Here is an 11,937-nt window from a genome sequence, read left to right on the forward strand (position 1 = left end):
TTCGAGGCTGTTCACCGAGCGATCCGACAGGCGCTTCCAGTGCGTGATGAATTTCGAGGCCTTCCAGGCAAAGACGAAATCGCGGCCGGTCTGCTCCCGCCAACCCTCGACGGCCTCCGGCGTCGGGGTGCGGTAGAACACCCCGTTCAGCTCGGTGGTGTCGAACTGTCCGGCGTAGTAGCTCAGCTGCTGCTTCAGCGTCACGCCCTTGGGAAAGAACGGGCCTCGCCAGGAGGCGTAATGCCAGCCGGAAGTTCCGATCAGAACGCGCGCCATGTTCGACGTGTCCATCCATTGCGATTTGCCGGATGGGAACGTCCGTGCGGCCGATACGTTGCTCGTGAGCTTGATCAACGCAGGACCGGAACCGATGTACGCGCTGTTCGAAGGCAACAAGCAGATCGGCGATCCCTTTCCGACGGAGAAGGAGGTGTGGGAAGCCGCCTTGATCGAGGGGCTGGTAACCGACGTACCGGTCGCGGACGAGGAGGGCGGCCGCCTTCTGCCCGCCGGCTATCACGTCGCGCAGGTCGAGGAGACGTTCGAGCCGAAGCCCGGCTGGAAGTTGCCGCGCGAGATCTCGTGAGCGGGCCTAGTTCGAGGCCAGCGCCGCCTTGGCGAGTTCCGCCATCCAGCTCGATGCCACCGGTAGGATCGCGTCGTTGAAATCATAGCGCGGGCCGTGCAGCTCGGCGCCATCCCGCAATTCGCCATTGCCGATCCAGACGAAGGCGCCCGGACGCCGCGAGAGATAGTGGGCAAAATCCTCGCCGGCCATGCTGGGCGCGAGGTCGCGCCGCAACTCGGCCCGTACCGTGTCCGCCGCGAGGCGCGCGAGATCCGCTTCTGCCGGCGTGTTGATGACCACGCCGACGCCAATGACGATCTCGGGCGTGACCTTGACGCCGAAGCTCGTGGCAATCCCGGCGCAGATCTGTTCGATCCGCGCCAAAACGGTGTCCTTCACCGCATCGCGATGGTAGCGCAGCGTGCCGCCGATCGAGACGCGTCCGGCGATTTGGTTGCGTGCCGTGCCGCCTTCGAGCGTGCAGAGCGAGAGCACGGCGGTGTCGAGCGGATCGACGCTGCGCGAGACGATCGATTGCAGCGCCACGATCAAATGGCCGGCCGCCATCACCGGATCGCGCGTCAGATGCGGCATGCCGGCGTGACCGGCATGGCCATCGATGGTGATGGTGATGCGCCCGCCGGAGGCCATGACGACGCCGTCATGGACCGCGATGGTGCCGGCGGCGAGCCCCGGCCAGTTGTGAAAGCCGAACACCCGTTGCATCGGAAAGCGGTCGAACAGCCCGGCCGCGACCATCGCGCGCGAGCCGCCATAACCTTCCTCGGCCGGCTGGAAGATGAAATCGACCGTCCCGCTCCAGCTGGTGTCGGCGGCGAGCAGCGCGGCCGCGCCGAGCAGCGAAGCGGTATGCCCGTCATGGCCGCAGGCATGCATCACACCGGGGTTTTGCGAAGCGTAAGCTAGCCCCGTATCTTCGGTGATCGGCAGCGCATCCATGTCGGCCCGCAGGCCGACGCGGCCCTGGGCGTGGCCGCGCGTCAGGGTCGCGACGATGCCGTGACCGCCGATGTTGGCCTCGAAGGAAATGCCGAGCTCGGTGAGCTTGTCCTGCACGAAGGCCGCGGTGGCTTTCTCCTGGAGGGACAGTTCGGGATGCGCATGCAAATGCCGGCGCCACGCGGTCAGTTTCTGGTGCAGCTCGGGGGTCAAGGCGGGAATCTCTCGGCTTGTGTGTCGGCGTCGACACCATAGCCGAATAACCGCAGCTTGCATCAAGCCTCAGCGAATGCCTCGCGTGCAGCAACGCGCTCCGTCTACGCCGACAGCTTCGCCAGCCCGTCCCAATCGAAGCTGATGCCGTGGCCGATACGGTCTGGCGCGAGCGCAAGCCCGTCCTGCAGCACCAGTGGATGCTCGATAAATTTGTCGAGCCCAAAACCGTGCGCCTCCAGATACGACCGGTTCGGGCAGGCCGCGAGCAGGTGCACGGTGACGTCATGCGCGCCATGGCTGGTGACGGGCAGGTTGAACGCCTCCGACAGCCGCGCGATCTTTATGAAGGCGGAGACGCCGCCGCAATTGGTGACGTCAGGCTCGGGATAGGACACCGCGCCCGCGACGATGTAGTTCTTGAACTCCCAAAGCGAACGTAAATTCTCGCCCGCCGCGATCGGCACGCCGCCGGCCTGCATGATGCGAGTGTGGCCCGCGACGTCGTCGGGAATGATCGGCTCCTCGAGCCAGGTGAGGTCATACGGTTGGAACGCGCGGGCGGCGCGGATCGCGTCCTCGACCGTCCATTTCATGTTGGCATCCACCATCAACGGAAAGCCGTCACCGAGATGCTGTCGCATCGCCGCGACCCGCGCCACATCCGATTTGAGATCGGGGCGGCCGGCCTTCATCTTGATGGCGCGAAAGCCCTTGCTGAGATTGCCGTCAGTCTGCGCGAGCAGTGCTTCGACGGAGAGATCGAGATCGATGCCGCCCGCATAACACGGCACGCGCGCGTCGAATCCGCCGAGCAACTGATACAGCGGCAATTGCGCGCGCCGCGCCTTCAAATCCCACAGCGCGATGTCGAGTGCCGAGAGCGCCAGCACCGCTGGCCCGCCGCGCCCGCCATAATGCAGTGCCCACCAGACCTGGTGCCAGATCGCCTCGGTATCATCGGCCTCGCGGCCTTCGACGAGCGGCGGGATCTCGCGCTTGAGGATGTCGGCGACGGCGCCGCCATTGCGTCCGACCGTGTAAGTGTAGCCGACCCCCTCGGCGCCATCGGCATCCCGGATGCGGCAGGTGATCAGCTCGAACGCCGCCATGTCGCCATGCATCGAGTCCGACAGCGTGACGGGAAGGGGAATCCGGTAGAATCCGGTCTCGATGGTCGAAATGCGCGGCATGCGGCCTCCCTGCGTTTTCTTTGCAGGCTAGGCCGACGCGCACCGCTCGGCAAGCGCGCGCCATGCAAGGCAGCTCACCGCATCGTCGCGAGCTGCACGGCCAGCGCGCAGGCGCGGTCGTATTCGTCGAGATTGATCCACTCGTCGATCGTGTGCACCTCGTTCTGGCCGGCGCCGAAGGTCACGGTCGGAACGCCGTGGCGGACCATCCAGTTGGCATCGAGGCCGCCATTGGCGGTGCGCACGTTCGGGGTGCCGCCGACGGCGGACACGGCCTCCACCGCGCGTCTGACGACAGGAAGGTTGTCCTTCATGCGGAACGGGAAATAGTCGGTCTCGGCCTTGAACTTGACCTTGCCGGACTTTCCTTGCGCGTTGGTGACTTTCTTGGCCGCCTTCTCGAACGCGGCCTTGTAGGCTTTCGTGATCTCCTTGAAGAACTTTCCGTCATGGCTGCGGCTTTCGCCGCGCACATGCACGTAGTCGGTGACGACGTTGGTGGCGTCGCCCGCAGGCCGCCCTTCGCCGCCGGTGACGGGGCCGACATTGCTGGTGCCTTGCTGCTTGCGCTTGACCACCTTGCCGAACCAGCCGCCGGCCTTCACATCGGCGAGCGCAAGCGCGAGGATCATGGTCGAGGAGATGCCGCGCTCCGGCGCGACGCCGGCATGCGAGGCGCGGCCGAAGATTTCCACGGTCCAGCGGTCGGCACCGACCGCGCCGATGACGACGTTGGAAGCCGAGCCGCCGTCATAGTTGAAGGCCATCACCGGCGAGCCGAGTTCGTCCAGCTTGACGTGGCGCGCGCCATAGAGCCCGCTCTCCTCGCGCACGCAGAACAGCAGCGTGATCGGCGGATGATCGAGTTGCTGCTTTTCGAGCTCGACCGCCAGCGTCACCAGCACGCCGCAGCCGCAGCGATTGTCGCCGCCGAGCGCGGTCTTCGCATCATTGACGATCTTGCGACCCGACTTTTTCGGCTTGGCGCCGGCGCATAGCGGCACGGTATCCATGTGGGTCATGAACATGATGCGCGGCTGGTTGTGCAGCGCGCCGCGGCCGGGCAGGTCGACGATGAGGTTGCCGGTCTCGGTCGGCACCGGAATGCGGGTATTGGCGTCGTCGAGCCGGATCGCTTTCGCCGGCACGCCGCTCTCCTTCAGCGCAGCCGTGAGCTCACGCCCGATTGCGGCCTCCTGTCCGGTGACGCCCTCGACGGCGAGAAAGCGCAAGAGGCGGTCGGTGGCGGCTTTGGTGTCGACAGGCATGAGATGTCCCCTTGATGCAGGGCTCTACTCTATCGTCGGTCTTGGCGAGGTATAGACCAAAAAGATCAGCGCGCCGATGCCAAGCATGGCTGCCATGAAAAGCAGCACCGCCGGCAACCCTGCAAAGGCCGCCACCGCACCGGTGATCGATTGCATCAGCGCCGCGCCGAGGAAGAAGGCGAGGTTGATCGCCGCGAGCGCCTTGCCCGCAACTTGGGCGTCGACCAGCTGCCGCGACATGCCGAACAGCAGCGGCTGTGCGGAAGTGGCAAGCCCGATGAGCACGAACAGCACGAGGTCGTATTGCGGCGGCATCACCGCAACACCACACAACACGGAAATGGCATAGCGCGGGGCCCCTAACGCCATCAGCGCCAGCAGCAACGCGCCGACGAGGTGCGTTCCCGCCACCAGCGCGCGGCGGCGTGCCAGCCTGCGGTCGATCATGCCGATGACAAGCGGACCTGCGATCATGGCCAGCGTGAACGCGCCGAGCTGGTTGCCGGCCTCGACCCGCGACAATCCCTTGACCTGCATCAGCCACGGTCCGCCCCACAGGCCGCGCAGCACCAGCGAGGTCGCAAGCGACACCAGCGCCAGCGCGATCAGGCCGCGCAAGGGCCGCGACAGTCCGAGCCTGAGCACCTCGATCATCTGCGACAGCGGCGAGGACTCGTCCTTGTGCTCGGCCGGCTGGCTCGGCACCAGCAGGAACACCGCGAGCGCCACGGCGACGCCGCCGAGCGCCGAGATCCAGAACCCGGCGCGCCAGCCGCAAGTGTCGACCACGAAGGCGAGCGGACTCGACGACAACAGCATGCCGATATTGCCGATCGAGAGGATCGCGCCCGACCACAGCCCAAAGCGCGCGGCCGACAATTGCTTGGCCGCCAACGTCATCGGGCACATCAGCATGCCGGAGGTGGCAATGCCCAGCAGCACCTGCCCGATGGCGAAGCTTTCGGGTCCCGTTGCGAACCCCGACGCGATGGCGCCGACCACGGTTCCCGCGAGCAGGCTCAGCGACACCGGCCGCACGCCAAAGCGGTCCATCGCCGCACCGACCGGGATCTGCGCGGCCGCAAACGCGAACGGGTAGACCGAGGTGAGGCTCGCCAGCGCCTGCGGTTCGATGCCGAAATCCGCCGCCATCAGGTCGAGGCTGACCGCCGGAATGGTGCGCAGCAAGGTCGAGAGCATGTGCCCGCAGGCCAGCGCAAGCAGCGCAAAGAGCAGCGCGCGGGTGGCTCCCGCGTCGTGGGTGGCGGCGGTGGTCATGGGCGTTGCGTCCCGGCAAGGTTTCGGGTGGGGTTACATGATTGACGGGTGCATGCCAACATCGGGACCGCCATGGCCGCAATGTCGTGGATGCACAAGGCAACGGACGCGCAAGATCCTAAACGTGCAAGGCTAGTGACATCATGTATCTCGGCATCGACCTCGGCACCTCCGCCGTCAAAATCGCTCTGGTCGACGACGCGCAGCGCGTGGTGGCGAGCCGCAGCCGGTCACTGACGGTCTCCTCGCCGCGTCCCGGCCATTGCGAGCAGGACCCGGCACAGTGGATCGAGGCGACGTTCGCGACGCTGGACGCGCTGAAGGCGGATCACGCGCGCGAGCTGGCCGAGGTCGAGGGCATCGGCCTGTCCGGCCAGATGCACGGCGCGACGCTGCTCGATGCCAGCCACAGGCCGTCGCGGCCCTGCATTCTCTGGAATGACGGACGGTCCTTTGCGGAATGCGCCGAGCTGGAGCGGCGCTGGCCCGCCTTGCGGTCGACGACAGGCAACAAGGCGATGCCCGGATTCACCGCGCCCAAACTGCTGTGGGTCGCCAGGCACGAACCGGAGATCTTCGCGGCGACAAAACTCGTGCTGCAACCAAAAGCCTATCTGCGCCTGGTGCTGACCGGCGAGGCGATCGAGGATGTCTCGGACGCCTCGGGTTCGCTGTGGCTCGATGTTAGCAGCCGCGATTGGTCGGATGAAGGACTCGCCGCGACCGCGCTATCGCGCCGGCAGATGCCCCGTCTGGTCGAGGGCTGCGCGCCGGCTGCACGGCTGCGGAGCGAGTTGGCGCAGCGCTGGGGCATGACCGGGCGGCCGATGATCGCGGGCGGGGCCGGCGACAATCCGGCGGGAGCCATCGGCATCGGCGCCATCAATCCCGGCGCAGCCTTCATTTCGCTCGGAACCTCCGGCGCATTGCTGGTGCCGACCGAGACGATCGCGGCCAATCCGGAGCGGGTCGTGCACACGTTCTGTCACGCCGTCCCCGACAGGTGGATTCAAGCCGGCGCGATCCTCTCGGCGGCATCGTGCCTGGCCTGGATCGCGCGGCTGTTGGGGACCCCTGAGACTGAGCTGCTGGCGCCGCTCGGGTTGCGCCCGCGGGCGCCGTCGCCGGTCAGCTTCCTGCCGTACCTCTCCGGCGAACGCACCCCGCACGATGACCCCGACGTGCGCGGCATGCTCGATGGGATCAGTCACGCCACCGATCGTGACGCGATCGTGCAAGCCGTGCTCGAAGGCGTCGCCTTCGCGCTTGCGGATTGCCGGGACGTGCTGGCCGAGACCGGACTGGTAATCGCGGAGGCGGATGTCATCGGCGGCGGCTCACGGTCGCGGTTCTGGCTTTCGGTGCTGGCCAATGTCCTGAACGTGCCGGTGCATCGCTTTGCCGACGGCGAGACGGGCGCGGCGTTCGGTGCGGCGCGGCTTGGCCGCCTCGCCGTCACCGGTGAGGCGATCGACGCCGTCTGCACCGCGCCACAGCGCGTCGAGACCTTCGAGCCCGACGGCGCGCTTGCGCAGGCCTATGCCGAGCGGCTGCCGCAATGGCGCCGCCTGTACCGGCCGCGGCGCTGATCGCGATTCGCGATGATGTGGCGAAGAAAAGGCATCACGCGCGGGATCGGTTCCGTCTGCAAAAGATAAAAGCAGCGCCGGACCGTTGGTCGGTATGCCGGAGGTATTGCCCTGCGCCACAACCTTTTGTTTAATGCTTGCGCGCGCGCCAGGGACCAACGAGACGCGGGTGAGATTGCGATGCCGCCGTCGGCGCATCGGGGAGGTGTGATGAGCGAGCCCATCCTCGAGATGCGCCGGGTCTCTAAATCGTTCTTCAGCATCAAGGCGCTGCGCGACGTCGACCTCACCGTCTACGCGGGCGAAATCCACGCTTTGATGGGCGAGAACGGCGCCGGCAAATCCACCCTGATGAAGATCCTGTCGGGCGCCTACCGGCCGGACCCGGGCAGCGAAATCCGCATCGACGGCCAGCCCGTGCAGATCAGCGGTCCGCTCGGCGGCCGCGCAGCCGGCATCGCGATCATCTATCAGGAACTCTCGCTCGCCCCCAACCTGAGCGTTGCGGAGAATATCTATCTCGGTCGCGAGGTCTCCCGCGGCGGCTTGCTGGCGCGCGAGGCGATGCAGGCCGGCGTCGGTCCGATCCTGGCGCGGCTCGGCGCGGATTTCACGCCGCAGACGCAGGTCGCCAATCTCTCGATGGGCCAGCGCCAACTGGTCGAGATCGCGCGCGCGCTGCACGCCCGCTCCAGGATCCTGATCATGGACGAGCCGACCACCGCGTTGTCGGCCGGTGAGAGCGAAAGGCTGTTCGCGCTGATCCGCCAGCTGCGCGCCGAAGGTCTCGCCATCATCTACATCTCGCATCGCATGGACGAGGTCTATGCGCTCGGCGACCGCGTCACGGTGCTGCGCGACGGCACGCTGGTCGGCTCGCTCGACAAGGCAGACATCCGTGCCGACACCATCGTCCGGATGATGGTGGGACGCGACGTCTCGTCCTTCTACAAGAAGGAGCATGATCCCAGGAACGATCCCAACGCGCGGTCGGGAGCTCCCGTGCTTGCGGCCGTCGACATCGCCGACGGCAGGCGCGTCAAGGGATGTTCGCTGGCGGTGCATGCGGGCGAGGTGGTCGGCCTCGCGGGCCTGGTCGGCGCCGGCCGCACCGAGCTTGCGCACCTCATCATCGGCGCCGCGCCCATGATCTCCGGCCATGTCGAGATTGACGGGCGCGAGGTCTCCATCCGCACGCCCGGCGAGGCGCTGGACGCCGGCATCGCCTATCTCACCGAGGACAGGAAGGCGCTCGGCCTGTTCCTCGACATGTCCTGTCTCGACAACATCAATCTCGCGGTGCTCGGCCGGGATGCGAAATTCGGCGGCATTCTCGACCGCGATAAGGCCCGTGACCGCGCCAAGCGCGCGTTCGCGGGGCTCGGCATCCGCGCTGCGAATGTCGGTGTTCCCGCTGGCGGGCTCTCCGGCGGCAACCAGCAGAAAGTGCTGCTGTCGCGGCTGCTCGCGATCGGCCCGAAGATCCTGATCCTCGACGAGCCGACGCGCGGTGTCGACGTCGGCGCCAAGTCCGAGATCTATTCGATCATCGACAATCTCGCGAAGTCGGGCACCGCGGTTCTCGTCATCTCGTCCGACCTGCCCGAGATCATCGGCATCTGCGACCGCGTCATCGTGATGCGTGCAGGACATATCGCCGGGCAGATCCGGCGCGACGCGACATCGCCGCTCAGTCAGGAGGAGATCATGGCACTCGCCACCGGAACGGAGCAGCTCGATGCCTGAGAACGGCGCTTCCGCCAACACCGCCCCCGCCAAAGCCGTCCCCGTCGCGCCCGGTCTTGCCGCCGCGCAGGAGACGAAGCGGCAGCGGACGCGGATGATCATTCGCGCGGTCGGCATGCTGCCGGTGCTGCTGCTCTTGTGCATCGGCTTTCACGTGCTGTCGGACGGCCGCTTCTTCACCGGCCAGAACATCGGCATCGTGGTGCAGCAGTCCGCGGTCAATACCGTGCTGGCCGCAGGCATGACCTTCGTCATCCTCACCGGCGGCATCGACCTGTCGGTCGGCTCCATCTTGGCGGCGGCGGCGATGGCCGGGCTGATCATCTCCAAATTTCCCGATCTCGGGGCGCTGTGGTTGCCGGCCGCGGTGCTCACCGGCACCGTCTTCGGCATTCTCAACGGCGGCTTGATCGCGCTGTTGCGCCTGCCGCCCTTCATCGTCACGCTGGGATCGTTGACCGCCGTGCGCGGCGCGGCGCGCCTGCTCGGCGCCGACACCACGGTGTTCAATCCGTCGATCCCCTATGCCTTCATCGGCAACGGTGCTCTGACCCTCATTCCCGGCGTATTGTCGATTCCCTGGCTCTGGGTGATCGCGTTGCTGGTCATCCTGGTGTCGTGGCTGGTGCTCAAGCGCACCGTGCTCGGGGTGCACATCTACGCGGTCGGCGGCAATGAGAGCGCGGCGCGGCTCGCCGGCATCAAGGTCTGGGCCGTGTTGATTTTCGTCTACGGCGTGTCCGGCCTGCTCGCGGGCCTCGGCGGCGCGATGCAGGCAGCGCGCCTCTACGCCGCCAATGGCCTGCAGCTCGGCCAGTCCTACGAACTCGACGCCATCACCGCCGTGATCCTGGGCGGCACCTCCTTTGTCGGCGGCATCGGCTCGATCTGGGGAACGCTGGTCGGCGCGCTGATCATTGCCGTGTTGTCGAACGGCCTGATCCTGATCGGCGTGTCCGACGTCTGGCAATATGTGATCAAGGGTCTGGTCATCATCGGCGCGGTGGCGCTGGACCGCTATCGGCTGCAGGGCTCGGCTCGGACTTGAGAGCATGATCCGAAAAAGTGCGAAGCGGTTTTTCGAAAGGATCATGCTCAAACAAGGAGCATGAAAATGCAGCCGGCACCGCGCCGTCATGTTCATTCCGTCACGGCAACTGGTCGCCGCGCCGGAGCTTCAAACAGACCAGGGAGGAAGCCAATGTTGAAGTCGATCTCGCTTGCCGGCGCCGCGATGGCGCTCGTCCTGAGCTCCGCGCCGTCCTACGCCAAGGAGCTTAAGTCGATCGGCATTTCGCTGGGCTCGCTCGGCAATCCATTCTTCGTCGCGTTGTCGAAGGGCGCCGAGTTCGAGGCCAAGAAGACCAACCCCAACGTGAAGATCACGACGGTGGGCTTCGAATATGATCTCGGCAAGCAGGTCACCCAGATCGACAATTTCATCGCCGCCGGCGTCGACCTGATCCTGCTCAACCCTGGCGATCCCAAGGCGATCGGACCAGCGATCAAGAAGGCGCAGGCCGCCGGCATCGTCGTCGTTGCCGTCGACACCGCGGCCGAAGGCGCCGACGCCACGGTGACCACCAACAACGTCCAGGCCGGCGAGATCTCCTGCCAGTACATCGTCGACAAGCTGGGAGGCAAGGGCGACGTGATCATCGAGAACGGCCCGCAGGTCTCCGCGGTGATCGATCGCGTGGTCGGCTGCAAGAACGTGCTCGGCAAGAATCCCGGCATCAAGGTCCTGTCCAGCGACCAGGACGGCAAGGGCTCGCGCGAAGGCGGCCTCACGGTGGCGCAGGGCTATCTGACCCGCTTCGCCAAGATCGACGCCATCTTCGCCATCAACGACCCGCAGGCGATCGGCACCGACCTCGCCGCGCGCCAGCAGCAGCGCACCGGCATCGTCATCACCGCGGTCGACGGCGCCCCCGACATCGAAGCGGCCCTCAAGGACCCGCAGGCGACGCAGATTCAGGCCTCCGCCTCGCAGGACCCGTTCTTCATGGCCCGCCGCGCCGTGCAGGTCGGCGTCAGCATTCTCAACGGCCAGAAGCCGGCGTCCACGGTCGAGCTGCTGCCGTCGAAACTCGTGACGCGCGACAATGTCGGCGAGTACAAAGGCTGGACCTCGGATCGGTCGCAGTAGCGGGCGAGAGGCGGCCGGCGCCGGATGCGGCGCTGGTCGGCTCGCGTGGCACCAGCGGAAGATGTGGCAGCGATCCCTGCAGGATGGCCCCGTTCGCATATCACCAAAGCGGCCTGCGGAACCCGCAGGAGGTCCGGGTCTCCTTGGCGGCGCCGCGCATGCGGAAGGCGGTTTGCCAGCATTTTCGCCGTAACTTAACGTATACTTTAGAGTCCACTGCCTATTGGAGGTTGCAGAGGATTCCCGATGACCTTGAGCCCTTCTTCCGCCGCCACCACGTTGGATCGCCTAGCCCGGGACGAGCGCGGCAATATCGCCGTCATCTTCGCCATCGCCTTGTTGCCGGTCTTGTCATTCGTCGGCGCTGCGATCGACTACAGCCGCGCCGCCCACGCCCGCACCGCGATGCAGGGTGCGCTCGATTCGGCCGCGCTGATGGTCGCCAAGAACCTGTCCGATGGGAAGATCACGGCTGACCAGGTTCCGACCGCTGGCGCCGCTTACTTCGCCGCACTCTATACCCACACCGGCAGCCAGAACGTCAAGGCGTCCGCCACCTACACCGCCAACAATGGCGGCAAGGGATCGACGGTGACGATGGCGGCGTCGGGCGAAATCAAGAGCCAGTTCATGCAGATTGCCGGCTTTCCAACCCTCGACTTCAGCGTCGGCTCGACCTCGACGGTCCAGCTCGACGACGGCACCGGGGTGTCGCCCGTGCTTCCCAAATGTGCGAGCGGCTCGGCAAACTTCTTCATGCTGAGCAACCCCAGCGAAATCGACGCCGCCTTCACCCAGATCGGCACATCCATTTCCAAGCTGCGCGTTTCGAAGTAGCCCCACATATCCATTTTGCTTGATATTGGCCCGGGGAAGCAAAGGCTGAAACAGCAGGCAGAGCCCGCCAAGGGCGAAATCGCATCCTCACGTGAGCGCCAACGCGCGTCATATGTTGGCTCGGCGGCTGACCTTC

General features: G+C 66.2%; 11 protein-coding genes. 6 read left to right on the forward strand and 5 right to left on the reverse strand.

Features of this window, described 5'->3' with window-relative positions; genetic code table 11:
* The coding region (locus IVB32_RS33380) for a DUF72 domain-containing protein (RefSeq protein WP_247412800.1) at positions 1-276 on the reverse strand (276 nt) is incomplete at its 3' end.
* Between IVB32_RS33380 and IVB32_RS33385 the strand changes: the two genes are divergently transcribed.
* A complete protein-coding gene (locus IVB32_RS33385) occupies positions 275-586 on the forward strand; it encodes a hypothetical protein (RefSeq protein ID WP_018458265.1) in 312 nt (103 codons plus the stop codon). The two genes, IVB32_RS33380 and IVB32_RS33385, sit on opposite strands and share 2 nt — an antisense overlap.
* 6 nt (positions 587-592) lie before the next feature.
* Here IVB32_RS33385 and IVB32_RS33390 read toward each other — a convergent pair whose 3' ends face one another.
* The 4 genes from IVB32_RS33390 to IVB32_RS33405 form a co-directional block, all read right to left on the reverse strand.
* The gene (locus IVB32_RS33390) at positions 593-1,741 is read right to left on the reverse strand and encodes an amidohydrolase (protein WP_204510527.1); all 1,149 of its coding nucleotides are present in this window, start codon (positions 1,739-1,741) and stop codon (positions 593-595) included.
* A gap of 104 nt (positions 1,742-1,845) precedes the next feature.
* On the reverse strand, positions 1,846-2,934 hold the full coding sequence (locus IVB32_RS33395; RefSeq protein WP_247367126.1) for a mandelate racemase/muconate lactonizing enzyme family protein: 1,089 nt from the start codon (positions 2,932-2,934) through the stop codon (positions 1,846-1,848).
* 74 nt (positions 2,935-3,008) lie between these two features.
* The gene (locus IVB32_RS33400) at positions 3,009-4,202 is read right to left on the reverse strand and encodes a M20/M25/M40 family metallo-hydrolase (protein WP_247367124.1); all 1,194 of its coding nucleotides are present in this window, start codon (positions 4,200-4,202) and stop codon (positions 3,009-3,011) included.
* Between the two features lie 24 nt (positions 4,203-4,226).
* Entirely contained in the window at positions 4,227-5,480 is a 1,254-nt protein-coding gene (locus IVB32_RS33405) for an MFS transporter (protein ID WP_247367120.1), read from the reverse strand.
* A 143-nt stretch (positions 5,481-5,623) separates the two neighbouring features.
* Here IVB32_RS33405 and xylB point away from each other — a divergent pair, with 143 nt between their 5' ends.
* The 5 genes from xylB to IVB32_RS33430 all read left to right on the forward strand — a co-directional run bounded on the left by xylB (position 5,624) and on the right by IVB32_RS33430 (position 11,801).
* A complete protein-coding gene (gene xylB, locus IVB32_RS33410; RefSeq protein ID WP_247412801.1) occupies positions 5,624-7,069 on the forward strand; it encodes a xylulokinase in 1,446 nt (481 codons plus the stop codon).
* A 210-nt stretch (positions 7,070-7,279) separates the two neighbouring features.
* Positions 7,280-8,815, forward strand: coding sequence for a sugar ABC transporter ATP-binding protein (locus tag IVB32_RS33415; RefSeq protein ID WP_247367117.1), 1,536 nt, complete (start codon positions 7,280-7,282; stop codon positions 8,813-8,815).
* Entirely contained in the window at positions 8,808-9,863 is a 1,056-nt protein-coding gene (locus IVB32_RS33420) for a ribose ABC transporter permease (RefSeq protein WP_018458272.1), read from the forward strand. The genes IVB32_RS33415 and IVB32_RS33420 overlap by 8 nt, the downstream gene beginning before the upstream one ends.
* A gap of 153 nt (positions 9,864-10,016) precedes the next feature.
* Positions 10,017-10,964: an ABC transporter substrate-binding protein gene (locus tag IVB32_RS33425; RefSeq protein WP_018458273.1), complete on the forward strand. Its 948-nt coding sequence runs from the start codon at positions 10,017-10,019 to the stop codon at positions 10,962-10,964.
* Positions 10,965-11,210: 246 nt separating this feature from the next.
* On the forward strand, positions 11,211-11,801 hold the full coding sequence (locus tag IVB32_RS33430) for a TadE/TadG family type IV pilus assembly protein (protein ID WP_247367111.1): 591 nt from the start codon (positions 11,211-11,213) through the stop codon (positions 11,799-11,801).
* Positions 11,802-11,937: the final 136 nt, after the last annotated feature.

The sequence above is a fragment of the Bradyrhizobium sp. 23 genome (assembly GCF_023073295.1).
Taxonomy (GTDB): Bacteria; Pseudomonadota; Alphaproteobacteria; order Rhizobiales; family Xanthobacteraceae; genus Bradyrhizobium; species Bradyrhizobium canariense_D.